The organism is Oceanicella sp. SM1341 (assembly GCF_003448965.1).
GTDB lineage: Bacteria > Pseudomonadota > Alphaproteobacteria > Rhodobacterales > Rhodobacteraceae > Paroceanicella.
Window position 1 is genome coordinate 73,853 of sequence record NZ_QRGC01000012.1, and the last position, 22,729, is coordinate 96,581.

The 22,729-nt window shown below is 71.6% G+C and carries 19 protein-coding genes; 7 read left to right on the forward strand and 12 right to left on the reverse strand.

All coding sequences use genetic code 11. From position 1 onward, the window contains the following. Positions 1–197: 197 nt before the first annotated feature. Positions 198–1,412, reverse strand: a complete 1,215-nt coding sequence (locus D3P35_RS12700; protein WP_118135108.1) for an MFS transporter — start codon at positions 1,410–1,412, stop codon at positions 198–200. Positions 1,413–1,627: 215 nt separating this feature from the next. Between D3P35_RS12700 and D3P35_RS12705 the strand changes: the two genes are divergently transcribed. Next, positions 1,628–3,409, forward strand: a complete 1,782-nt coding sequence (locus D3P35_RS12705; RefSeq protein WP_118135109.1) for an ABC transporter transmembrane domain-containing protein — start codon at positions 1,628–1,630, stop codon at positions 3,407–3,409. A 359-nt stretch (positions 3,410–3,768) separates the two neighbouring features. Here D3P35_RS12705 and D3P35_RS12710 read toward each other — a convergent pair whose 3' ends face one another. Continuing rightward, on the reverse strand, positions 3,769–4,668 hold the full coding sequence (locus D3P35_RS12710; RefSeq protein ID WP_118135110.1) for a LysR family transcriptional regulator: 900 nt from the start codon (positions 4,666–4,668) through the stop codon (positions 3,769–3,771). A 98-nt stretch (positions 4,669–4,766) separates the two neighbouring features. Here D3P35_RS12710 and D3P35_RS12715 point away from each other — a divergent pair, with 98 nt between their 5' ends. Both D3P35_RS12715 and D3P35_RS12720 read left to right on the forward strand, forming a co-directional pair. Continuing rightward, the gene (locus D3P35_RS12715) at positions 4,767–5,954 is read left to right on the forward strand and encodes an acyl-CoA dehydrogenase (protein ID WP_118135111.1); all 1,188 of its coding nucleotides are present in this window, start codon (positions 4,767–4,769) and stop codon (positions 5,952–5,954) included. Next, positions 5,954–7,057: a CaiB/BaiF CoA-transferase family protein gene (locus D3P35_RS12720; protein ID WP_118135112.1), complete on the forward strand. Its 1,104-nt coding sequence runs from the start codon at positions 5,954–5,956 to the stop codon at positions 7,055–7,057. Before D3P35_RS12715 ends, D3P35_RS12720 begins: the two co-directional genes overlap by 1 nt. 3 nt (positions 7,058–7,060) lie before the next feature. Here the strand turns inward: D3P35_RS12720 and D3P35_RS26170 are convergent, their stop codons facing one another. The 4 genes from D3P35_RS26170 to D3P35_RS12735 all read right to left on the reverse strand — a co-directional run bounded on the left by D3P35_RS26170 (position 7,061) and on the right by D3P35_RS12735 (position 11,646). Further along, complete coding sequence (locus D3P35_RS26170; protein WP_157982131.1) at positions 7,061–7,795, reverse strand: hypothetical protein; 735 nt, start codon at positions 7,793–7,795, stop codon at positions 7,061–7,063. Between the two features lie 22 nt (positions 7,796–7,817). Continuing rightward, positions 7,818–9,617 (reverse strand): translation elongation factor 4, encoded by a 1,800-nt coding sequence (gene lepA, locus D3P35_RS12725; RefSeq protein ID WP_118135113.1) that lies wholly within the window; start codon positions 9,615–9,617, stop codon positions 7,818–7,820. A 33-nt stretch (positions 9,618–9,650) separates the two neighbouring features. Further along, on the reverse strand, positions 9,651–10,754 hold the full coding sequence (locus D3P35_RS12730) for an adenylate/guanylate cyclase domain-containing protein (protein WP_118135114.1): 1,104 nt from the start codon (positions 10,752–10,754) through the stop codon (positions 9,651–9,653). A 67-nt stretch (positions 10,755–10,821) separates the two neighbouring features. Further along, positions 10,822–11,646: a DUF3883 domain-containing protein gene (locus D3P35_RS12735; protein WP_118135115.1), complete on the reverse strand. Its 825-nt coding sequence runs from the start codon at positions 11,644–11,646 to the stop codon at positions 10,822–10,824. A 146-nt stretch (positions 11,647–11,792) separates the two neighbouring features. On the opposite strand from D3P35_RS12735, the gene D3P35_RS12740 reads away from it, so the two are divergent. Next, on the forward strand, positions 11,793–12,974 hold the full coding sequence (locus tag D3P35_RS12740; protein ID WP_198670606.1) for an MFS transporter: 1,182 nt from the start codon (positions 11,793–11,795) through the stop codon (positions 12,972–12,974). Positions 12,975–13,033: 59 nt separating this feature from the next. Here D3P35_RS12740 and D3P35_RS12745 read toward each other — a convergent pair whose 3' ends face one another. From D3P35_RS12745 to D3P35_RS12755, 3 genes are all read right to left on the reverse strand, one after another. Continuing rightward, positions 13,034–13,645 (reverse strand): LysE family translocator, encoded by a 612-nt coding sequence (locus D3P35_RS12745; RefSeq protein ID WP_118135116.1) that lies wholly within the window; start codon positions 13,643–13,645, stop codon positions 13,034–13,036. Positions 13,646–13,811: 166 nt separating this feature from the next. Beyond that, positions 13,812–14,987: a type III PLP-dependent enzyme gene (locus D3P35_RS12750; protein WP_118135185.1), complete on the reverse strand. Its 1,176-nt coding sequence runs from the start codon at positions 14,985–14,987 to the stop codon at positions 13,812–13,814. Between the two features lie 217 nt (positions 14,988–15,204). After that, positions 15,205–15,702: a low molecular weight protein-tyrosine-phosphatase gene (locus tag D3P35_RS12755; RefSeq protein WP_118135117.1), complete on the reverse strand. Its 498-nt coding sequence runs from the start codon at positions 15,700–15,702 to the stop codon at positions 15,205–15,207. 141 nt (positions 15,703–15,843) lie between these two features. Between D3P35_RS12755 and D3P35_RS12760 the strand changes: the two genes are divergently transcribed. Continuing rightward, positions 15,844–16,539 carry an NAD-dependent deacylase gene (locus D3P35_RS12760; protein ID WP_118135118.1) on the forward strand — a complete coding sequence of 232 codons (696 nt, stop codon included), beginning with the start codon at positions 15,844–15,846 and terminating at the stop codon, positions 16,537–16,539. 153 nt (positions 16,540–16,692) lie between these two features. On the opposite strand, the gene D3P35_RS12765 is transcribed toward D3P35_RS12760, so the two are convergent. From D3P35_RS12765 to meaB, 3 genes are all read right to left on the reverse strand, one after another. Next, entirely contained in the window at positions 16,693–17,163 is a 471-nt protein-coding gene (locus tag D3P35_RS12765; protein WP_118135119.1) for a copper chaperone PCu(A)C, read from the reverse strand. A 299-nt stretch (positions 17,164–17,462) separates the two neighbouring features. Continuing rightward, complete coding sequence (gene rpmB / locus D3P35_RS12770; protein WP_118135120.1) at positions 17,463–17,750, reverse strand: 50S ribosomal protein L28; 288 nt, start codon at positions 17,748–17,750, stop codon at positions 17,463–17,465. Positions 17,751–17,890: 140 nt separating this feature from the next. Further along, entirely contained in the window at positions 17,891–18,910 is a 1,020-nt protein-coding gene (gene meaB / locus D3P35_RS12775) for a methylmalonyl Co-A mutase-associated GTPase MeaB (protein ID WP_118135121.1), read from the reverse strand. Between the two features lie 204 nt (positions 18,911–19,114). Between meaB and D3P35_RS26765 the strand changes: the two genes are divergently transcribed. After that, positions 19,115–19,918, forward strand: coding sequence for an ImuA family protein (locus tag D3P35_RS26765; protein ID WP_232830490.1), 804 nt, complete (start codon positions 19,115–19,117; stop codon positions 19,916–19,918). 22 nt (positions 19,919–19,940) lie between these two features. Next, on the forward strand, positions 19,941–22,583 hold the full coding sequence (locus D3P35_RS12780) for a DNA polymerase Y family protein (RefSeq protein ID WP_232830497.1): 2,643 nt from the start codon (positions 19,941–19,943) through the stop codon (positions 22,581–22,583). Positions 22,584–22,729: the final 146 nt, after the last annotated feature.

Genomic DNA, 22,729 nt, shown 5'->3' on the forward strand with positions numbered 1-22,729 from the left:
GCGTTCCGTGTCCTGCGAGAGTCCTTTGCGGGGGAATAGCGCAGGATGCGGGCGAGGGCCAGACGAATGCGCATCGCGCCAGGCTTTGGCCCCCGCGCCGCCGTGCCCCGGGCCCGGCCCCGGGGCCTCCCGCCCTCCGCCCCCCGGGTCGCGCGGGGTGGGGCGAGGCCCCGGGTCGGGCCCGGGGCGCGGGACGCTCAGCCCCGGCGGCGGCGCAGCAGCCGGCTCAGCATGTAGCTGGTGCGGGGCGTGTAGCGGTAGGTGGTGCGCTCCTCCACCGTGGGGCGGCGGGTCATGCGGTAGAGGCCGAACAGGATCAGCCCCGCATGCGCGAGCGAGATATAGGCGAAGAGGGCAGGCGGGCCGAAGGCGCTCATCAGCGCCGAGGCCGCGAGGGGCGAGGCGATGGCCCCGAGCCCGTAGAGGAACATCAGCGAGGCATTGAGCTCGGTCATGAACTCGGGCTCGGCGAAGTCGTTCGCATGGGCGGCGGAGATCGAGTAGACGCAGAAGGCGGTGAAGCCGAAGGCGAAGGAGCCGGCGAGCACCGCCGCGGGCGAGCTGCCCGCCCCCGCCAGCCAGGCCGAAACCGCGACCGCGCCGGCCGAGAGCGCGATGAGCACGTAGCGCCGGTCGAACCTGTCGGCCAGCATCCCCACCGGCACCTGCGCCGCTGCCCCGCCCAGCACCGCGGCCCCGAGGAACCAGCCCACCGCGCCGGGGCCCAGCCCGATGCCGTTGCCGTAGATCGGGCCCACCATGCGGAAGGCCGGCGTGGTGATGCCGGCCACGATCACCCCCGCCGCCCCGAGCGGCGAGAGCGCGATGGTGCGCAGTGGGCGCAGGCGCGGGGCCTTGGGCGTGGCAGGCTGGGTGCTCGCGGTGAGGGTGAGCGGCACCAGGCACAGGCAGCACAGGATGGCGAGCAGGTTGTAGGAGATGTAGGAGGCGGGCTCGAGCACCGCGATCATCATCTGCGCCACCAGCGAGGCCCCGAGGTCGACCAGCCGGTAGACGCTCATCACCTTGCCGCGCATGTCGTTGGTGATCTTGGCCTGCAGCCAGGCCTCGGTGACCGTGTAGGCCCCGGCCACGGCAAAGCCGGTCATCACCCGCATCGCCGCCCAGGCCAGCGGCGAGATCAGCATCGGGTGGGCCAGCGCACCGATGGCGCCGGCCGCGGCGAAGGCGGCGAAGGCGCGGATGTGCCCCACCGAGCCCATCATCCGCGGCGCCAGCCAGCAGCCCACGAAGAAGCCGACGAAATGCGCCGTGCCCAGCAGGCCGATCTCGACATCGGAAAACCCCTGCTGGATGCCGCTCAGCACGTCGAGCGGCGCCAGCGCCCCCGAGCCCAGCTGTACCAGCGAAATGGACAGGAACAGGGCGGCGAAGGAAACCAGGAGGCGCATGGGCAGGGGTCCGGCAAGGGCAGCTTCCCCGAGAGGCGCGCATCACGCGCCCGGGCGCAAGGAAAATCGGCCCCGGAGCGCGCACAACTTGTGTCGGATTTGTACAGGTTGCTCCTGGTTTCGTGAACCGCGACCCCGCGTACCTTGTCCCGCCCGGCCTGCATTGCTATTGCGTGGCCCCGATATCCAGACAGTACCAGCGAACGGAGCGAGGCATGGCACGCGACAGCAAGGCGGACGACCGGGAGAAATCCCGCACCATCGGGCCGCTGCGCGGGCTGGCGCCCTTCATCCGGCCCTACCGCATGCAGGCGGTGGCAGCACTCGCGGCGCTCACCGTCACGGCCGGCCTGTCGCTCATGCTGCCCATCGCGGTGCGGCGGGTGATCGACGGGTTTTCCGAGGCGGACGTGACGCGGATGGACGCCTATTTCGGCGCGGCCATCGCCATCGCGGCGCTGCTGGCCATCGGCACCGCGCTGCGCTTCTGGCTGGTGACCCGGCTGGGGGAGCGCATCGTCGCCGACATCCGCCGCGCGGTCTACGACCGGATGATCGGCATGAGCCCGACCTTCTACGAGAAGCTGATGACCGGCGAGATCCTGTCGCGGCTCACCACCGACACCACGCTGATCCAGAGCGTGATCGGATCCTCCGTGTCAATTGCGCTGCGCAACATCCTGATTTTCCTCGGGGGCCTCGGCTTCATGCTGTTCACCAGCGCCAAGCTCACCGGGCTGGTGCTGCTGATCGTGCCGCTGGTGGTGGTGCCGATCCTGGTGATGGGGCGCAAGCTGCGCCGCCTCTCGCGCGAGAACCAGGACCGTATCGCCGAGAGCTCGGGCATGGCCTCCGAAACCCTGCAGGCCGCGCAGACCGTGCAGGCCAACACCCATGAGGGCGCGAGCCGTGCTGCCTTCGGGGCGCTCACCGAGAAGGCCTTCGACGCCGCGCGCCGGCGCATCGCCACCCGGGCGGCGATGACCGCGGTGGTGATCTTCCTGATCTTCACCGGCGTGGTGGGCGTGCTGTGGATCGGCGCGCGCGACGTGCGGGCCGGGGACATGAGCGCGGGCGAGCTGGTGCAGTTCCTCATCTACGCCATCATGATGGCGGGCGGCGTGGCGGCGCTCTCGGAGATCTGGGGCGAGCTGCAGCGCGCCGCCGGCGCCACCGAGCGGCTGGTCGAACTGCTCCACACCCCCGACGCGCTTTCCGACCCCGAGACCCCCGCGGCGCTGCCCGAGGGGCGCGGCGCGGTGTCCTTCGAGAACGTGACCTTCCATTACCCCGGCCGGCCCGGTGTCTCGGCGCTCGCGGGCTTCTCGCTCGACATCCGGCCGGGCGAGACGGTGGCGCTGGTCGGGCCCTCGGGCGCGGGCAAGACCACGGTCTTCCAGCTGCTGCAGCGCTTTTACAGCCCCGAGAGCGGGGCGGTGACCCTCGACGGTGCCGATCTCTCCACCCTCGCGGTGGAAGACCTGCGCCGGCGCTTTGCCCTCGTGCCGCAGGAGCCGGTGATCTTCGCCGCCTCGGCGCGCGAGAACATCCGCTTCGGCCGGCCCGATGCGAGTGACGCCGAGGTGGAGGCCGCCGCCCGCGCCGCCGCCGCGCATGATTTCCTGATGCGCCTGCCCGAGGGCTACGACACCTATGTGGGCGAGCGCGGGGTGATGCTCTCCGGCGGGCAGAAGCAGCGCATCGCCATCGCCCGCGCGGTGCTGCGCGACGCGCCGGTGCTGCTGCTCGACGAGGCGACCTCGGCGCTCGACGCCGAGAGCGAGCGGGCGGTGCAGCTGGCGGTGGAAGAGCTGTCGCAGGGGCGCACCACGCTGGTGATCGCCCACCGGCTCGCCACGGTGAAGAAGGCCGACCGGATCGTGGTGCTCGCCGAGGGCCGGATCGTGGCGCAGGGCACGCATGCCGAGCTGGTGGCGCAGGACGGGCTCTATGCCCGGCTCGCGCGGCTGCAGTTCACCGACGGGGCCGCTGCCTGAGGGCGGAACGCCCGCCTCGCCGAGGGGGCGTTGCCCCCGCAGCTCGGCGGGCGTGGCGAAGGCCCCGAGGGGCCTCCGCCGGCGCGGGGTGACGGGCGCGCGCGCATCCGGCCAGGCTCAACCCTTTCGCCCGGGCGACCAGCCCGGGCCGCGCCCGACCCTCCCCCCGGGAGGGCGCGATGGCGATGTCGGGTGCCGCACAATCCTCGCTCGGGGCTTTCGGGATAAAGCGCTGACCGCAAGCGGAGCCGCGCCCACCCAGGGTCGGGCGCGGCCCTTTGCGCGGGGCGACAGCCGGGCTTGCGTGGCGGGAAGGCTGCACGCGGATTGTCCGCCATGGCAATTGCTGTAGCGCGCCCTCAGCCCGCCGACGCGTTGCAGGCGTCCACCAGCCAGTCGCGGAAGATGCGGGCCGGGGCGTAGGTGCTGCGGGCGCGGGGGGTGACGTAGTAATACGCGTCGCGGTTGCGAAAGCCCTCGGGGGTCATGCGCTCCAGCGCGCCGGTGCGCAGCTCCTGGCCGATGAGGAACTCCGGCAGCAGCGCGATGCCGAGCCCGGCCATGCAGGCCTGGGTCACCATGGCGAACTGCTCGAACTGCATGCCGCCCTCGGCGGGGGGCTGCAGCCCGCGGTCGCGGAACCAGCGCTCCCAGGCGGTGGGGCGCGAGGCCATGTGCAGCAGGGTGGCGCGGGCGAAATCCTCCGGGCCGGAGAGGCCATGCGCCTCGCGGTGGCCGGGGGCGCAGACCGGCACCATGTCCTCGGTCATAAGAAAGGTGCTGTCGGCCCCCGGCCAGTCCGGCTGGCCGATCTGGATCGCGGCGTCGAGCCCGGTGCCGGCGAAGTCGAACCGCCCGATGCGGGTGGCGAAATTCACCGTGATGCCGGGGTTCGCCTCGAGGAATTCGGGCAGGCGGGGCATCAGCCAGCGGGTGCCGAAGGTGGGCAGGATGGCGAGGTTGAGGATGCCGCCGCGCACGTTCGCCACCAGCCCCAGCGAGGCGGAGCGGATCTGGCGCAGGGCGGCGCGGATCTCCTCGGCGTATTCGGCGCCCTCGGGGGTGAGGGCCACGCGCCTCCCGTCGCGCAGGAAGAGCGGCCGGCCGAGCTGGGCCTCGAGCGCCAGCACCTGCCGGCTGATGGCGCCCTGCGTGAGGTCGAGCTCGGCCGCCGCCCGGGTGAAGGAGCCGAGCCGGGCCACGGCCTCGAAGGCCGCGAGCGCGGAGGTGGAGGGGAGGAGTCGTCGCGAGCTGCTCATTCCATTACAATAGGTAATATGGCGATGAGAGAGAATAGCTTGTCTTGCCCGCCTCGCGGCGCGATGGTGCGCGCGAATTTGGCCGAGGAACAGGATCGATGACCAAAAAGAATGCCTTCGTCTGGGACGACCCGCTGCTGATCGAGGACCTGCTCACCGAAGACGAGCGCATGATCCGCGACACCGCCCGCGACTTCGCGCAGGAAGCGCTGCAGCCCCGCGTGATCGAGGCCTACCGCGATGAAGTGACCGACCCGGGCATCTTCCGCGAGATGGGCGCCCTCGGCCTGCTCGGCCCCACGGTGCCGGAACAGTACGGCGGCGCGGGCGTGAACTACGTCTCCTACGGGCTCATCGCCCGCGAGGTGGAGCGCGTCGATTCGGGCTATCGCTCGATGATGTCGGTGCAGTCCTCCCTCGTGATGCACCCGATCAACGCCTACGGCTCGGAAGAGCAGAAGCAGAAGTACCTGCCGAAACTGGCCTCGGGCGAGTGGATCGGCTGCTTCGGCCTCACCGAGCCCGATGCCGGCTCCGACCCCGCCGGGATGAAGACCGTCGCCACCCCCACCCAGGGCGGCTACATCCTCAAGGGCGCGAAGATGTGGATCTCCAACAGCCCGATCGCCGATGTCTTCGTGGTCTGGGCCAAGTCGAAGGCGCATGACAACAAGATCCGCGGCTTCGTGCTGGAGAAGGGCATGAAGGGCCTCTCCGCGCCGAAGATCGGCGGCAAGCTGTCGCTGCGCGCCTCGATCACCGGCGAGATCGTGATGGATGACGTGTTCGTGCCGGAAGAGAACATGTTCCCGGAGATCCAGGGCCTCGCCGGCCCCTTCGGCTGCCTCAACCGTGCGCGCTACGGCATCTCCTGGGGGGCGATCGGCGCCGCCGAGTTCTGCTGGCACGCCGCGCGCCAGTACGGGCTCGACCGCAAGCAGTTCGACAAGCCGCTGGCCCAGACCCAGCTCTTCCAGAAGAAGCTCGCCGACATGCTCACCGAGATCACGCTGGGCCTGCACGCCTCGCTGCGCGTCGGCCGGCTGTTCGACGAGGGCAAGATGGCGCCGGAGATGATCTCCATCGTGAAGCGCAACAACTGCGGCAAGGCGCTCGACATCGCCCGGCAAGCGCGCGACATGCACGGCGGCAACGGCATCTCGGAAGAGTTCCAGGTGATGCGCCACATGGTCAACCTCGAGACGGTGAATACCTACGAGGGCACCCATGACGTGCACGCGCTGATCCTCGGCCGCGCCCAGACCGGCCTGCAGGCGTTCTTCTGATGGCGACCCCGCTCGAAGGCCTGAAGGTCGTCGAGCTCGCCCGCATCCTGGCCGGTCCCTGGATCGGCCAGACGCTGGCGGACCTCGGCGCCGACGTCATCAAGGTGGAAAGCCCGGCGGGCGACGACACCCGCAAATGGGGCCCGCCCTTCGTCGGCGACAGCGCCGCCTATTTCCACGCCTGCAACCGCGGAAAGACCTCCGTCACCCTCGACTTCCGCACCCCCGAGGGCCAGGCGGAAGTGCGCCGGCTGGTGGCGGACGCCGACGTGGTGATCGAGAACTTCAAGGTGGGGGGCCTGAAGAAATACGGGCTCGACTACGAGAGCCTCGCGGCGGTGAACCCCCGCCTCGTCTACTGCTCGATCACCGGTTTCGGCCAGGACGGGCCCTATGCCCACCGCGCCGGCTACGATTTCATCATCCAGGGCATGTCGGGCATGATGTCGCTCACCGGCGAGCCGGGCGGCCAGCCGCAGAAGATCGGCGTGGCGATGGCCGACATCCTCACCGGCACCTACGGCGTGATCGGCATCCTCTCGGCGCTGCGCATGCGTGAGCGCACGGGGCGGGGCCAGCAGGTGGACATGGCGCTGTTCGACACCATGACCGGCGTGCTCGCCAACCAGGCGCTGAACTACCTCACCACCGGCATCGCCCCCACCCGCATGGGCAACGCCCACCCCAACATCTCGCCCTACGAGGTGATGGAGACCTCCGACGGCCACCTGATCGTGGCGGTGGGCAATGACGGCCAGTTCGCGCGCTTCGCTTCCATCCTCGGCCTGCCGGCGCTGGCGGGCGACGAGCGCTTCGCCACCAATGCCGCGCGCGTGGCGCACCGGGTGGAGCTGACGGCGCTGCTCGTGGCCCAGACGAAAACCTGGACCCGCGACGACCTCCTCGCCGCCATGGAGCGCGAGGGTGTGCCGGCCGGGCCGATCAACACGCTTCAGGACGTGTTCAACGACCCCCAGATCATCCACCGCGGCATGAAGATCGACACGCCGACAGGGCCGGGGGTGCGCACGCCCATCCGGTTTTCGGAGGCGGAGCTGGCGCTGGAGAAGGGGGTGCCGGGGCTCAACCCGGAGAAGGTATAACTGCTAACGGTTGGGAGAGCTTTCGGGAATGTCCGCTAGGCTCTTCCCAAGTTCCTCAAAGAAAATCTTCATGTATCTTTGTAAGTCGATCCAGAAAGGTTTTTGGATCGCAATGAAGGTAATATTAATAGATTTCCTGTTGCTTCTTCGAAATGCATCAAAATAGCCTTTGTGGAAATCATTGTCTATGCTGCGAGCGTTCTGAAACGTTTTCTCTATCTCGTCGGATGGGAGATTGAGGGAATTGTGCAGGATTGAATTCCGGTATTTTTTGAGGAAGGTGATATAAAGATTTACCGTCTCCCAATCTTGATTTTCAGAGAGTGCCAATGCACTGATATAATTATTGATCTTATCGCCTTTAATGCGGTCGACTTTTATGCCCTTTGCCGAGGCGAATTTCTTCAGGGTCCCCTCGATGGTTGAGATATGCAGCGCCGTCAGCATCAAGGATTGGGAAGCGCTGGAGGATATCAGCTCATGAAAAATGTCTTCGTATTCGTCGTTTGATTTGGATGTGCGATGTTTTTCCAGAAGCTTCTCGAGCTCGAGGCCGGCGATCTCTACTCTCTGACGTAAAAGCTTGAGAAGTTCGTGGGTGTCGAACAAGTTTAGATCGAACGGGGATGTCGCGTTCTCAGGGTATATGAATGCGTCAAGATCTGCCAGATAGTCTCGGAAGTCATCGCTAAATCCTGCGCCGGCAAACTCTTCAAACGGATCTCTATCGTCTTCCAAGTTTGCCTCCGCGAATAATTCACTACCCGTCCATCTTCAGCGCATTAATAAACGCTTCCTGCGGGATATCCACCTTGCCGAACTGGCGCATCTTCTTCTTGCCGGCCTTCTGCTTGTCGAGCAGCTTGCGCTTGCGGGTGGCGTCGCCGCCGTAGCACTTGGCGGTCACGTCCTTGCGCAGGGCGGAGATGGTCTCGCGGGCGATCACGCGGCCGCCGATGGCCGCCTGGATCGGCACCTTGAACATGTGCTGCGGGATCAGCTCTTTCAGCTTCTCGCACATGGAGCGGCCGCGCATCTCGGCCTTGGAGCGGTGCACGATGATCGAGAGCGCGTCGACCGGCTCGTCGTTCACAAGGATCGACATCTTGACCAGCTGCTCCTGCTTGTAGCCGGAGATGGCGTAGTCGAAGCTCGCGTAGCCCTTGGTGACCGATTTCAGCCGGTCGTAGAAGTCGAACACCACCTCGTTGAGCGGCAGCTCGTAGACCACCATGGCGCGGGAGCCGGCGTAGGTGAGGTCGAGCTGCACACCGCGGCGCTCCTGGCAGAGCTTCAGCACGTCGCCGAGGAACTCGTCGGGCACCATGATGGTCGCCTTGATCCAGGGCTCCTCGATGCGGTCGATCTGCATCACGTCGGGCATGTCGGCCGGGTTGTGCAGCTCGGAATGCGTGCCGTCGGTGAGGTGGAGGTGATAGACCACCGAGGGCGCGGTGGTGATCAGGTCGATGTCGTACTCGCGCTCCAGCCGGTCGCGGATCACCTCGAGGTGCAGCAGGCCGAGGAAGCCGCAGCGGAAGCCGAAGCCGAGGGCCGCCGAGGTTTCCATCTCGTAGGTGAAGGAGGCGTCGTTGAGCGCGAGCTTCTCGATCGCGTCGCGCATGTCGTCGAAATCGTTGGTGTCGACCGGGAACAGGCCGCAGAACACCACCGGCTGCGCGGGCTTGAAGCCGGGCAGGGCCTTGTCGGTCTGGCGGCGCTCGTGGGTGACCGTGTCGCCCACGCGGGTGTCGCGCACCTGCTTGATCGAGGCGGTGAGGAAGCCGAGCTCGCCGGGGCCGAGCTCCTCGACCGTGAGCATGGCCGGGCAGAAGACGCCGATCCGGTCGACCTGGTAGGTCGCCTTGGTCTGCATCATCCGCACCTTGTCGTTCTTCTTCAGCACGCCGTCGATGATGCGCACGAGCACGACGACGCCGAGATAGGCGTCGTACCAGCTGTCGACCAGCATGGCCTTGAGCGGCGCGTCACGGTCGCCCTTCGGCGCGGGCAGGCGGGTGACGATGGCCTCCAGAACGTCGGGGATGCCGAGGCCGGTCTTGGCCGAGATCAGCACCGCCTGGGAGGCGTCGATGCCGATCACGTCTTCGATCTGCTCGCGCACCCGGTCGGGCTCGGCGGCCGGCAGGTCGACCTTGTTGAGAACGGGGACGATCTCGTGGTCGGCGTCGATGGCCTGGTAGACGTTGGCGAGCGTCTGCGCCTCGACCCCCTGGGAAGCGTCGACCACGAGGAGCGAGCCCTCCACCGCCTGCATCGAGCGCGAGACCTCGTAGGCGAAGTCCACGTGGCCCGGCGTGTCGATGAGGTTGAGCACGTAGTGCTCGCCGTCCTTCGCCGTGTACTCGAGGCGCACGGTCTGCGCCTTGATGGTGATGCCACGCTCCCGCTCCAGGTCCATGGAGTCGAGCACCTGCGCCTTCATCTCACGGTCGGTGAGCGCGCCGGTGGACTGGATCAGACGGTCGGCGAGCGTCGATTTCCCATGGTCGATATGGGCGACGATCGAGAAGTTGCGGATTTTCGAGAGCTCGGTCATGGGATCGGCTTATGGGGCTGTTTCGGCAAGCCGTCAAGCGGGGTTCGCGGGCGCGGGGGCGGGCTTTCGGCGCGGCATCGCGGCGCGGCGGGCGAGGCGCCGGCGCAGGCTCTCGCGGGCCGCCGGCGGGCCGATGTCGATGGCGCAGACGCCGATGTCATGGTCGCGCCCGCGCACCGGCTGGGGGCCGAGCGCGCGCAGGGCGATGCCATGGGGCAGGGTGAGCCGGGCGGCGAGATCGGCCGAGATCAGCCGCGGCTCGTCCATCGCCCGGCACAGCTCCTCGATGCGGGCGGTGATGTTCACCGTGTCGCCGAAATAGGTGATCTTGTGGTGCTCCACCCCCACCTCGGCCACGATCACCGGCCCGCCGTGCAGGGCGGCGCGCAGGGCCGGCACCATGCCGAAGCGCGCCTGCCACCACTCGGCCCGGGCCTCCACCGCGGCGATGACATCGCGCAGGCAGGTGAGGCAGCGCGCGCCGTGCAGGCCCTCCTCCATCGGCCAGCTGATGATGACGGCATCGCCCACCAGGTCCTCCACCGAGCCGCGGTTGGCGCGCACCGGCTCCTCCATGGCCGAGAACAGCGCCGAGAGCAGCTCCATCACCTTCAGGTCGCCATGCGCCTCGGCATAGGCGGAGGAGCCGGCAAGGTCGATGAACAGGAAGATGCGCTCCTCGCGCACCGGGCGGCGGTAGCGGCCGATGAGCAGGCTCTTGAAGCGGTGGTGGCCGATCAGGTCGCGCACCCGCAGGATGGCGATGATCAGCGTGCAGGTGACGAGGCCGTAGGCCACGCCGGTGATGCCGGGCAGGGCGGCGCCGCGCCAGTCGCTCAGCGACCAGCCGGCCGCCCAGATCACCGTGCCCACCGCCATGAAGCCGAGCGCGAGCATCAGGCCGTAGACCAGCGTCTCGACCAGCAGGTAGGCGAGGGTAGGCAGCTCGAGGATGCGCCGGCGCAGGCGGCGCAGGAAGAGGCCGCGCTCGAAGGCGATGATCGGCAGGCAGATGGCGGTGGCATAGACCGCCCCGCGCAGGGCGGTGTCGTAGACGACCCAGGAATAGAGCAGCCCGCTGCAGGCCACCGCCAGGGTGATGCCGATCCAGGGGTTGAGGGGCGGGCGAATCTTCATTCAGGGGCCTGGGTCTGCGGCGGGGTCCGGAAATGGTGTAAACGCGGGCGCGGCCGCTTTCCAGCGCTCACCCCGCCGGCCGGGCGCGCCAGAGCTGCGGCGTAAGCGCCAGCGCGGGCTCCAGCGGCGGTGCGAGCTCCCAGGCGCCGGGGCGCCGCGCGGCGTCATGCAGGCGGAAGAGGCGCCAGTGCGCGGTGCGCTCGCGGGCCACCTCCAGCTCGTTGGCGGTGAGGAAGAACGGGCTCGCCGGGCCGCCTGCGGTGGTCTTGACCTCCAGCAGCCGCTCGGCGCCGGCGGGGGTGAAGGAGAGGATGTCATAGCCCGCGCCGTCGCCCAGCTCCTCGGACACCCAGAGCACCTTGCGCGCGAGGTCGGGCCGCCCGGCGCGGGTGAGGCCGTCGATCTCGTGGCGCAGCACCCGCTCCTCGCCCCAGCGGCCGAGGGCGCGGTTGCGGGCGTCCCGCGCGGCGGGGTCGACCTTGCGCACCAGCCGTTCCAGGTGCTCGGGGCGCGGCGCGGCAGGGCCCGGCGCGGGGGGCGGGCCGATCCACAGCCCGGGCGCCTCGGCGAGGCCGATGCCCGCCGTGGGTGCCGCCGGGGCCCAGGGCGCGAGCAGCCCGGGCCGGCTTGCCACTTCCGCCACAAGGGCGCGCTGGTAATTGGCTCGCGGCGCGTAGCCGCGCAGCCAGGGCAGGCTCAGCTCGGCCAGCACCGCGCTTACGTTGCACAGCTTGAACTCGATCGAGGTGCGCGTGCGCCCGGTGTGCGCCTGCAGTGCGCGGTTCCGCTCTGCCTTGTTGAAGCGGCGGCCGGCGAGATCATCGCTCAGCATCTGCTCGTAACTGTCGAGCAGCGCTGCGATTTGGTCTGCGCTCCATTCGTCTCTCGCCATCCCGGGATGCTGCCCTGCCGGGGGCGTTCCGTCCAGCCTCTTCGCAGCTGCGCGCGGCGTGCATAGCCGATATTGCAGCGCGGCAATTGACGGCGGCGCGGCGCGCGGGCATGCGGGAGGTTCGGGATCTTGCCAGGAGCGCGCCGATGACCATGACCATCCAGGACGGCGCGCCGGCGCCCGATCTCCGCCGCGGCCTCGCGCTGGCGGTGCTGGTGCTGGCGGCCTTCGCCATCGGCACGGCGGAATTCGTGGTGATGGGCCTTCTGCCGGAAGTGGCGGCGGATCTCTCGGTCTCCATCCCCGCGGCGGGCATGCTGGTGACGGGCTACGCCCTCGGCGTGGTGCTCGGCGGGCCGCCGCTCGCCATCCTCACCGGGCGCATGGCCGACAAGCGCACGCTCACCCTGCTGGTGGCGGTGTTCGTGGCCGGCAACATCGCCTGCGCGCTGGCGCCGGACTACTGGTCTCTGCTGGTGGCGCGCTGCGTCACCGCCACGGTGCACGGCGCCTTCTTCGGCGCGGCGCTCACCGTCGCGGGCGGCCTCGCCCGGCCGGGGCGCGAGGGGCGGGCCATCGCGCTGGTGTTCTCCGGCGTCACCCTCGCCAACGTGGCGGGCGTGCCGCTGGGCACCATGCTGGGCCAATGGGCAGACTGGCGGGCGGTCTTCGGCGTGGTGGCGCTGATCGGCACCGTGGCGCTGGTGGGCATCCGCCTCGCGGTGCCGCGGGGCGTGGCCCGGCCGGGGGTGCGCATGCTGGGCGAGCTCACCGTGCTGCGTGACCGCGAGGTGCTGCGGGCGCTGGCCATCACCGTGTTCGGCTTCGGCGGCGTGTTCACGCTGTTCACCTATATCGCGCCCATTCTCACCGAGCGCTCGGGCCTCGCGCCCGAATGGGTGGGGCCCGTGCTCACGCTCATGGGGGTGGGGGCGACCTGCGGCCTCGCCCTCGCCGGCTGGATGGCGGACCGCTCGGCGCGCGGGGCGCTGCTGCTGCTTCTGGGCGCGCTGGTGGTGGCCTTCCTCGGCTTCGCGCTGTTCATGGACAATGCCGTGGCCGCGGTGGCCGGCGTGTTCCTCATCGCGGTCTTCGGCTTCGGCGCCACGGCCCCTCTGCAGAGCTTTGCCATGCAGGCGGCGGCCGCGGCCCCGCGGCTGGGCGGCACCTTCAACCAGAGCGCCTTCAACCTCGGCAATGCCGGGGGGGCGGCGCTCGGCGGCGGGCTGATCGGGCTCGGCGCCGGCTACGGCATGGTGGCAGTGGCCGCCGCACTGGTGGCCGCGGTGGCGATCCTGCTGCTGCTGGGCGCCCCCCGCCGGCGCTGAGCCGGCACAATATCACGAGCGCCGGCGCTGAACCGGCTCGGCACCGGGCGCACCGGCGCTCAGCGCGCCACCAGTGCCGCCGCGGCGCCGGCCATCGCGAGGCTGCTGCCCCGGCTCACCGCCCGCGCCGCGCGCGGCGTGGTGAACAGCCGGCGCGCCCGGGCGGCGAGAATCGCGTAGCCCCCCATCACCGTGGTGAGCGTGACGATGACCGTGAGCGCGAGCTCGGCGTAGCCCGCCGGGGTGATCGCCTCCACGTCCACCACCGTGGGCAGCAGGGCGAGGAAGAACACCATCGCCTTGGGGTTGCCCAGGTTGATCGACAGGCCGGTGAGGTAGAGCCGCCAGCCGCGCTCGGCCGGGGCGGGGCCCCCGGCGCGCAGGCCGGGGGCGGCGCGCCACAGCTTCCAGGCCATCCGGAGCAGGTAGGCGGCACCGGCCCAGCGGATCACGGTGAAGACCGGCCCCAGCGTGGCCGCCAGCGCCGCGAGGCCGGTGACCGCGAGGGTGAGCCAGCACAGCGCGCCGGTGAGGAAACCGGCGATGAAGGCCGGCGTGCCGCGCGGGCCGCGCACCAGCACGCGCGAGATCACCGCCGTCACCCCCGGGCCGGGCACGATCAGCACTGCGAGATAGGCGAGCGCGAAGACGAGAAGCGAGGAGAGCGGCATGGCAGGGCACCTGTGCTGGGCGCGCGGGCTGCCGGCCATCGCGGGTGGCTGCGTGCGGGGAGGCGCGCGCAGGGAGTTGCGCGCCCGGTCACTGCAGCAGAAACGACAGCGCCGCGCAAGGCCATTGGCCCGCGCGGCGCCGGAGGCAGGCCTCGGCCCCCTCGTGTCAGATGCACATCACCTCGAGCGGGGGGAAGCCGTTGAACCCCACCGAGGAGTAGCTGGAAGTGTAGGCGCCGCAGTTGCGGATGATCACCTTGTCGCCGGCGCGCAGGTTCACCGGCAGCTGCACCGGGCGCTTCTCGTAGAGCACGTCGGCGCTGTCGCAGGACGGGCCGGCGAGAATGCAGGCCGAGGTCGCCTCGCCGTCATGGGGCGTGACGAACTGGTAGCGGATCGCCTCGTCCATGGTCTCGGCGAGACCGGAGAACTTGCCGATGTCGAGGTAGACCCAGCGCACCAGGTCGTCCTCGCGCTTCTTCGAGGTGAGCAGCACCTCGCAGGCGATGGCGCCGGCCTCGGCCACCAGGCCGCGGCCCGGCTCGGCCATCACCCGCTCCACGGCGCCGAAACGGGCGCGCACGTGGCGCATCACCTCGGCCGCGTAGCTGGCCGGGGCGGGGATGTCCTCGCCGTAGAAGGCGGGGAAGCCGCCGCCGATGTTGAGCAGGTTCAGCGCGAAGCCGGCCTCGCGCGCCGCGGTCCAGGTGCGGGCCACGGCGTCGAGCGGGGTGCACCACATCGCCGGGTCACGGGTCTGCGAGCCGACATGGAAGCTGATGCCCACCGGGGAGAGGCCGAGGTCGCGGGCGACGCCCATCAGGCGGATCGCCTCGTCGCCGCCGCAGCCGAACTTGCGCGACAGCGGCCAGTCGGCCTCGGATTCCTCGATCAGCAGGCGGATGTAGACCTCGGCGCCCGGCGCGTGCTCGGCGATCTTCTCCAGCTCTTCCTCGGCGTCGGCCGCGAAGAGGGTGATGCCGGCGGCATGGGCGAAGGTGATGTCGGAGACCTTCTTCACCGTGTTGCCGAAGGAGATGTGCTCGGGCCGGGCGCCGAGGCCCAGACAGAGCTCGATCTCGCCCCGGGAGGCGGCGTCGAAATGCGAGCCGGAGGCCACCAGGCGCTCGACGATCTCGCGGGTCGGGTTCGCCTTCACGGCGTAGTGGATCGCGGCCTCGCCGAGGCCGGCCTTCAGGGCGTGGTACTGGGTTTCGACGGCGTCGATGTCGAGCACCAGCGTCGGGCGGTCAAAGCTCGAAACGGCAATGAACTCTTCCACGCGTCGGGGTGCAGAAAGGCGCACGGGGGCCGAAGCCGCCCAGGCTACGTTCGCGTTCATGGTCATCTCCATCAGACCTGGCCCGATCACGGACCACACGTTCCAAAAGAGACGTTACCGTCGCTACGTAAACACTGGTGTTTGCCAGGCCAGAGGCGCGTGCGTTGGCGTCGTAGGCGGGGATATGGGGCAATTCGCCGACTCGCGCAAGAAGTTTTCGGGGCGGGTCCGAAAAAACTTGTGCGAGCTTGGTTAACCTTCTGGTGTCAAATGCCTTTTACCGGATTCCCGCCCCCGTCTGCCGCCCGTCCCGGCGCAGGGCGAGCCCGTGTTCCTCCGCCACGGCACGACAGCCGGCGGTCACCAGGTCGAGCACGGTCTCGAAGCCGGAGGGGCCGCCGTAATAGGGGTCGGGCACGTCGCGGCGCGGCTGGTCGGGCAGGTAGTCGAGCAGCCGGCAGACGCGGGCGCGGCTGTTTGCCGGGCGCTGCGCCTCGAGGTCGGAGAGATTGTCGGAATCCATGGCGAGGATCAGGTCGAAGCGCTCGAAATCGCCGGGTCGCAGCTTTCGGGCGCGCTGGGTGTCGAGGTCGATCCCGCGGGCCCGGGCGGCGGCGCGCATGCGCGGGTCCGGCAGGTCGCCCTGGTGCCAGCCGCCGATGCCCGCGCTGTCGATCTCGGCCGCACCCGGGGCGAGCAGGGCCTCCATCACCCCCTGTGCCGCGGGCGAGCGGCAGATGTTTCCCAGGCAGACGAAGAGGATGCGGGTGGTCATGCGGATCTCCGGCAGTTAGCGTCGGGCCCGAGGTTAGAGCGAAACCGGCCCGGACGGAAACAGCCCGATCGGTTCCGGTCTGACATGTTGCAACGGGGCAGGGCGCTCGCGGGCGGCCCCGCCCCGGCGGGAGGCTGCGGGATGGTCGGGAGCATCGTGATACTCACCGGGGCGGGCGTGTCGGCGGAATCGGGGCTCGGCACGTTCCGCGACGCGGGCGGGCTCTGGACCCGCTATCCGCTGGAGGACGTGGCGACCCCCGAGGGCTATGCGCGCGACCCCGGGCTGGTGCTGGAGTTCTACTCCGCCCGCCGCGAGAACTGCCGCACCGCCGCACCCAACGCCGCCCATCGCGCGCTGGCGGAGCTGGAGGCGGGCTGGGGCGGCGAGCTGCTGCTCGTCACCCAGAACATCGACGACCTGCACGAGCGCGCGGGCTCGCGCCGGCTGCTGCACATGCATGGCGAGCTGATGAGATGCCTCTGCGCCGCCTGCGGCCACCGCTGGCCCTCCGACGCGCCGATGCAGGAGCAGGACCGCTGCCCGGCCTGCGGCGCGGCCCGGGTGCGGCCGGACGTGGTGTGGTTCGGCGAGTACCCCTATCACATGGAGGAGATCTGGGCGTCGCTGGCGCGGGCCGATCTCTTCGTCTCCATCGGCACCTCGGGCAATGTCTACCCCGCCGCCGGCTTCGTGCAGGACGCGGCCCGGCGCGGGGCGCGCACGCTGGAGCTGAACCTCGAGCCCTCCGAGGGCGTGAGCGATTTCGACGAGGCCCGCGCCGGCCCGGCCAGCAGGCTCGTGCCGGAGTGGGTGGCGGAGATGCTGGGGCGCTGAGCGACGGGGTGTCGCCGCCTGGGCCCGCCCGGGGTCCCGAGGGCCGGACGCCGGCGCGCAGGGGCCCGGTGCCGGGCGGGATGTCGGCCCGCCGGGGCCGGAACGGATCGCCGGGACGGCCGGGTTCCGCTGGCTGCGTGCGGCCGGATCGGCCTACGGGTTCTGCGGAGCGGGCGGCGGGATCTCGCCCGCGTGCTGCGGGGTGACGCGCAGCTCCAGCGCGATCCGTGCGCCGCTCTCGAACTGCAGGGTGACGGGGATGGTCTCGCCGTCCTGCAGCGGGGCGGCGAGGCCCATGAACATCAGGTGCAGCCCGCCGCGCTCGAGCACCGCGCTGCCGCCGGGCGGCAGGGGCAGGCCCTCGTCGATGGCGCGCATGCGGGCGATGCCGTCGGACATCTCGTGGCCGTGCAGCTCGGTGCGCTTCGCCACCGGGCTCTCGGCGCCGGTGAGCCGGTCGGGCGTGCTGCCCTCGTTGCGGATCACCATGTAAGCCGCACCCGACATCGGGTTCGCCACCACCGCGTAGGCGCCCTCCACGCGGATGTCCTGCGCCGCGGCAGGCCCGGCGAGGGGCAGGGCGGCAAGCGCCGCGAGGGCGCCGGCCAGCAGGATGTTTTTCATCTTCGGTCTCCTCCCCCCGGGGCTCCGGCGCGATGCGCAGGCCCGGGCCCCGCACTATCGGGGAGGTGCGGGGATCTCGCAAGCCCGGGGTGCCTCGCCCCGAAGGAGAGGAAAGGACAGCCCCGGACCGGCGGATACAAGCGGCCCGGAGGGGCGGGTTGAAAGGCGCCGGGAGGCCGAGTGGACACCGGGACCGGCCGGAGATGTTCCGAAGGCCCCCGGCCAGACGCGAAAACGCCCCGGTCGTCTCCGACGGGGCGTTCAGCGGATCAGGCGCTCCCCCGCGGGGGAGGGAAGGGTCAGGCCGCGGCCTGGGCCTTCGCGATGTCCTTCTTGACCTTCAGCGCGCGCGGCGACAGGGCAGCGTCGTCGGCCTTGGCGAGGAAGGCGTCGAGCCCGCCGCGGTGGTCGACCGAACGCAGCGCGGAGGCGGCGATGCGGAAGCGGAAGGAACGGCCCAGCGCGTCGCTCTGCAGGGAAACCTCGTTGAGGTTCGGCAGGTAGCGGCGGCGGGTCTTGATGTTGGAGTGGCTGACGTTGTTGCCGGTCAGCACTGCCTTGCCGGTCAGTTCGCAGCGACGAGACATAGGTTTGTCCTCGGTTTCTGGTCCCGGCCGGGGCTGCCGGAATGTCCGGGCCAGGCGGGAAAGTGTAAAACGGTCCGGCCCCTCCCCGGCGGGGCGGCCTGAATTTCGAGCCGCTTCCATACTGGCCCGCTGCCGGAGCGTCAAGGCCGGGAGAGGGGTTTTTCCGCCGGCACGAACAGATCGAGCGCCTGTTCGGCGGCATCCTCGGGGGTAAGATGCCCGTTGCGCACGCCCTCGGCAAGGGCGGGCAGGCGCGCGGTGACCGCGGGCGCGGCGCGGAATCGGGTGAGCAGACCCTCGCGAATCTCCTGGTCGAGCGCCGCCATGGCCTGGGCGCGGCGCCGCGCGGTGAGGTGGCCGCCCTCGCGCCGCCAGGTGTCGAGCCGGCACATCGCCTCCCAGGCCTGCTCCAGCCCCGCGCCGGTGACCGCCGAGCAGGTCATCGCGGCGGGGAAGCCCTCGGGGTCCTGCGGGCGGCGGCGCAGCAGGCGCAGGGCGCCGGCGTAATCGGCGCAGGTGCGGGTGGCGGTGGCGGCGAGGTCGCCGTCGGCCTTGTTCACCAGGATGAGGTCGGCGATCTCCATGATGCCGCGCTTCACGCCCTGCAGCTCGTCGCCCCCCGCGGGCGCGAGCAGCAGCAGGAAGAGGTCGGTCATGTCCGCCACCATGGTCTCGGACTGGCCCACCCCCACGGTTTCCACCAGGATCACGTCGAAGCCCGCCGCCTCGCAGATCAGGATCGCGTCGCGCGTGCGCCGTGCCACGCCGCCGAGCGAGCTGCGCGCCGGCGAGGGGCGGATGAAGGCCTGTGGCGCCCGCGAGAGCCGCTCCATGCGGGTCTTGTCGCCCAGGATCGAGCCGCCGGAGCGCGCCGAGGAGGGGTCGACCGCCAGCACCGCCACGCGCTTGCCCGCCTCCACCAGCTGCATGCCGAAGGCCTCGGTGAAGGTGCTCTTGCCCACGCCCGGCGTGCCGGAGAGGCCGATGCGCATCGCGTCGCGGTCGGTCTCGGCCAGGCGGCGCAGCAGGGCGCGCGCGGCGGCGCGGTGATCGGGCCGGGTCGATTCGGCCAGGGTGATCGCGCGGGACAGCGCACGGCGGTCTCCGCCGGTCACGGCGCGGGCGAGGGTCTCGGTATCCTGTGGCGTGCTGAGGGTCATGCGGGGCCTTCGGGCGCTGGAAGAGGGGCGGCGAAGCCCCTGTTTCGCCTCGCGCGGGGGCGGCTGTCCAGCCCGGATGCGCGGGCGGGATGCCGCCCCCGCGCGGGAAAACTTCGCGAAAAAGCGACTCGCAGTCCGAACAAAAAGTGAACATAATGGGGAATGACAGCGGAACGACGATCAGGGAGCAGACCGGAGCCGGCAATGGATGTGGATGCGTTGAGACAGGTGATCGCCCGGATGGAGGGGCGCGGGGCGAAGCTGGAGCCGGGGGGCGAGCGCGGGCTGCCGCGCTGGAGCCTCGGGGTGGAGGGGCCGGATGCCGCCCTCGGGCCGGAGGGGCTGGCGGGGGGGGCGTTGCATGATTTCACCCCGCGGCAGGCCAGCCATGCGCCGGGGCTGGCGGCCTTCGTGCTGCGGCTGCTGGTGCGGCTGCCGCGGGCCGGGCCGGTGCTCTGGTGCCAGACCGATTTCGCCCTGCGCGAATACGGCGCCCCGGGGATCGCGGCCTTCCGCGGCGCCGGGCTCGCGCCCGAGCGGGTGGTGTTCGTGAGCCTGCGGCGCGCGGAGGAGATGTCCTTCGTGCTGGAGGAGGCGCTCGGCGTGCCGGCGCTGGCCGCGGTGCTGGGCGAGGGGCCGCCGCTGTCCTTCACCGCCACGCGGCGCCTGGCGCTGCGCGCGGGCGAGAGCGGTGTGCCCTGCCTGTTCCTCGGGCTGGGCGCGCAGGCCCAGCCCTCGGTGGCGGCCACGCGCTGGCGGGTGGGGCCGGCGCCCGGCCTGCCGCATCCCGATGACCCCGCCGCCCCGGGCCAGCCCGGCTGGGCGGTGGAACTTGAGCGCGCACGGGCCGGCCGGCCCGGCGCCTGGAAGGTGACCTGGAATGAAGAGACGCATTCTTTCGCTCCGCTTCCCGTTCCTGCCGGTGGAGCGGGTGCTGCGGGCCGAGGCGGCCCGGAGGCGGACCCGGCAGGACTGGCCGGAGCCACCGGAGGAGGCGGGGAGGGCTGAGCCCGCCGGCCCGCTGGTGCTGGTGGAGCGCGGCGCCGGCGGCACGCGCATCACCGCCGCCAGCCGCGAGGCGCTGCGTGCCGGTGCGCGGCCGGGCCAGGCCCTCACCGATGCGCGTGCCGCGTGCCCCGGCCTGCGCGTGCTGCAGGCCGAGCCGGAGGCGGATCGCGCCCTGCTCGAGCACCTGGCGCGCGCGGCGCAGCGCCATGCCCCCATCGTGGCGATGGACGGGCCGGACGGGCTGTTGCTCGACACCACGGGCTGCGCGCATCTCTTCGGCGGCGAGGCCGGGCTGATGGCCGATTGCACCGGCCGGCTGGAGCGGGCGGGCTTCACCCTGCGCGCGGGCCTCGCGCCCACGCCGGGCCTCGCCCGGGCGCTGGCGCTCTGCGGCACCGGCCGCGAGATCGTGACGGCGGAGCAGGCGGCGGCGCGGGCGGATGCCCTGCCGGTCGCAGCCCTGCGCCTTGCGCCCGAGCGGGTGGTGCTGCTGCGCCGGCTGGGCCTTGCCAGCGTCGGTGCGCTGCGCGCCCTGCCGCGCGCCACGCTGGAGCGGCGGTTCCGCAACCGCGACGCGGCGCTCTCGGTGCGGCTGCGCCTCGACCAGCTCACCGGCGCGGTGGACGAGCCGCTCGCCCCCCTGCAGCCGCCGCCGCTCTACCGGGTGCAGCAGGTGCTGCCCGAGCCGGTGATCGACGTCTCTGCCGCCGGCATGGTGCTCGGCGACCTGCTCCTGCGCCTCGTCGGGCTGCTGGAGCGCGACGGGCGCGGCGCCCGGGCCCTCACCCTCACCGCCTTTCGCGCCGATGGCGGCACGAGCGCGGTGCGCCTGCGCCTCGCCCGGCCCTCGCGCGATGCGGCGCGGATCGGGCGGCTCTTCGCCGACCGGCTGGAGGAGATCGACAGCGGCTTCGGCATCGACGCCTTCCTGCTCGAGGCGCCGGTGGCCGAGGCGCTCTCCGCCCGGCAGGACAGCCTGGTGGAGGACCTCGCCCCCGCTCCCGACGCCCGCCAGGCCCGGCGGAATGCCGGGGCGGGGCGCGCCCCGGAGCCCCCGGCCGACAGCCGGCCCCCCTCCCGCGCCGGTGCGGAGCGCCACCCCCCGGAGCAGGCAGGCGACCTGTTCGCCGCGCGCACGGGCGGGGTGGAGGAGGCCGACCCCCTCGCGCCGCGCGCAGCCGTGCGGGCAGGAGGCGGCATGCCCCGGGGCGCAGGACACCCCCGGCGCCTGTCACATGCCCTCGGTGCAGGGCGCGGCGCCCACCTGTCGACAGCAGAAGCCGGCCCCTGTCACATGCTGGCGGTCGACGGAGCAGAGGACATCGTGGGCTTTGCGCAGAGCGGCGGAGAGGCGGGCAGGCGCCCCGCGCAGGGGAGAGACACGGAGCCGGGCGCTGGCCTTGCCACGGCAGGGGGCGGAGAGCGCGGCTTTGGTTTCGGGCAGGCGGGCGGAGAAGTGCGGGGCGTGCACCTCGCGCGGAGCGGCGGCGTGGAGGGTCGGCGCCCCGCGCAGGGGAGAGACACGGAGCCGGGCGCTGGCCTTGCCGCGGCAGGGGGCGGAGAGCGCGGCTTTGGTTCCGGGCAGGCCGGGGGAACAGAGCGGGGCATGCCCCCCGTGCGGGGCGGTGGCGTGGAGGGTTGGCGCCCCGCGCAGGGGAGAGACACGGAGCCGGGCGCTGGCCTTGCCCCGGCAGGGGGCGGAGAGGGCGGCATACGCCCCGGGCAGGCGGGCGGAGCAGAGGAGGGCGGGCGCCTCGCACGGCGTGGCGGAGCGGATGGCCGGCGTCTCGCGCAGGTGAGGGGTGCCGGTCCGGACCCGGCAGGGAAAGCGGAGGGCGGCATCCGTTCCGGGCGCATGACCGGGGTGGAGGACAGCGGGCCCCTCGTTCGGACCGGCGGAGGCCCGGCCCCGGCAGAGGGCGCAGGGCATGACCTGCGGTCCGGGCAGGAGAGCGGAGCGGAGGAGGCTGCATGCCCTGCCGCGCGGAGCGGCGAAGAAGGCGGCCGGTCGCTGGTGTGGAGCGTCGGAGCCGGGCGAAGCTGCGCGCTGGTCGGCGAGGACGGTGATGCGCACCCCGGGCCGGCGGGAGCAAAGCCCGCGGCCGGTTCTGCCCGGCGCCCCGGGCGCGGGAGCGCGCCGGGGCAGGGCGGAGCCGCGCTGCCGGGGGCGATGTTTCCCCTGGTCGACACGCTGGCCAACCGGCTGGGGGGGCGGCGGGTCTACCAGCTCGCCCCGGTGGCGAGCCACCTGCCGGAGCGCGCGATGCGCCGGGTGGCGGTGGGCGGCGCGCAGCCCCGGCTCGCCACGGCTGCCCGGGCCACCCCCGATACCGCCCCCGATACCGCTGCCTGGCCCGAGGCGGCCCCGCCGCGCCCGCTGCGCCTGCTGCCGCGCCCCGAGCCGCTGGAGGTGACCGCGGCGCTGCCCGACGGCCCGCCGCTGCAATTCGTCTGGCGCCGGGTGCGCCGGGTGGTGGTCCGCGCCGCCGGCCCCGAGCGCATCGCCCCCGAATGGTGGCACCCCGACGCCCGTGGCACCGCCGTGCGCGACTATTACCATGTCGAGGACCGTGAGGGCTGCCAGTACTGGATCTGCCGCGCCCTCGCCCCCGGCGGCCCCGCCGCGGGCCGCGGCGCCTGGTACATGCACGGGCTTTTCGCATGAGCCGCCCGCCGGAGACCCCATCTGATACCTCGCCCCTTCGCCCCTGCGTGGCGAAGTCCGGGGATGCGCCCGGCGCGCCATCCCCGCCTGACGCTTCCCTCGGGCCCGGGGCACGGGATTTCCCGGCAGACCCGGCAGACCCGTTT

Bases quoted from the DNA above. Each gene is read 5' to 3' on its own strand.
- D3P35_RS12735 (WP_118135115.1), bottom strand. From the start codon at position 11,646: ATGGCGAGAGACGAATGGAGCGCAGACCAAATCGCAGCGCTGCTCGAC.
- D3P35_RS12720 (WP_118135112.1), top strand. From the start codon at position 5,954: ATGGCGACCCCGCTCGAAGGCCTGAAGGTCGTCGAGCTCGCCCGCATC.
- D3P35_RS12765 (WP_118135119.1), bottom strand. From the start codon at position 17,163: ATGAAAAACATCCTGCTGGCCGGCGCCCTCGCGGCGCTTGCCGCCCTG.
- lepA (WP_118135113.1), bottom strand. From the start codon at position 9,617: ATGACCGAGCTCTCGAAAATCCGCAACTTCTCGATCGTCGCCCATATC.
- D3P35_RS26765 (WP_232830490.1), top strand. From the start codon at position 19,115: ATGGATGTGGATGCGTTGAGACAGGTGATCGCCCGGATGGAGGGGCGC.
- D3P35_RS12750 (WP_118135185.1), bottom strand. From the start codon at position 14,987: ATGAACGCGAACGTAGCCTGGGCGGCTTCGGCCCCCGTGCGCCTTTCT.
- D3P35_RS12755 (WP_118135117.1), bottom strand. From the start codon at position 15,702: ATGACCACCCGCATCCTCTTCGTCTGCCTGGGAAACATCTGCCGCTCG.
- rpmB (WP_118135120.1), bottom strand. From the start codon at position 17,750: ATGTCTCGTCGCTGCGAACTGACCGGCAAGGCAGTGCTGACCGGCAAC.
- meaB (WP_118135121.1), bottom strand. From the start codon at position 18,910: ATGACCCTCAGCACGCCACAGGATACCGAGACCCTCGCCCGCGCCGTG.
- D3P35_RS12705 (WP_118135109.1), top strand. From the start codon at position 1,628: ATGGCACGCGACAGCAAGGCGGACGACCGGGAGAAATCCCGCACCATC.
- D3P35_RS12760 (WP_118135118.1), top strand. From the start codon at position 15,844: ATGGTCGGGAGCATCGTGATACTCACCGGGGCGGGCGTGTCGGCGGAA.
- D3P35_RS12745 (WP_118135116.1), bottom strand. From the start codon at position 13,645: ATGCCGCTCTCCTCGCTTCTCGTCTTCGCGCTCGCCTATCTCGCAGTG.
- D3P35_RS12740 (WP_198670606.1), top strand. From the start codon at position 11,793: ATGACCATGACCATCCAGGACGGCGCGCCGGCGCCCGATCTCCGCCGC.
- D3P35_RS12730 (WP_118135114.1), bottom strand. From the start codon at position 10,754: ATGAAGATTCGCCCGCCCCTCAACCCCTGGATCGGCATCACCCTGGCG.
- D3P35_RS12715 (WP_118135111.1), top strand. From the start codon at position 4,767: ATGACCAAAAAGAATGCCTTCGTCTGGGACGACCCGCTGCTGATCGAG.
- D3P35_RS12700 (WP_118135108.1), bottom strand. From the start codon at position 1,412: ATGCGCCTCCTGGTTTCCTTCGCCGCCCTGTTCCTGTCCATTTCGCTG.
- D3P35_RS12710 (WP_118135110.1), bottom strand. From the start codon at position 4,668: ATGAGCAGCTCGCGACGACTCCTCCCCTCCACCTCCGCGCTCGCGGCC.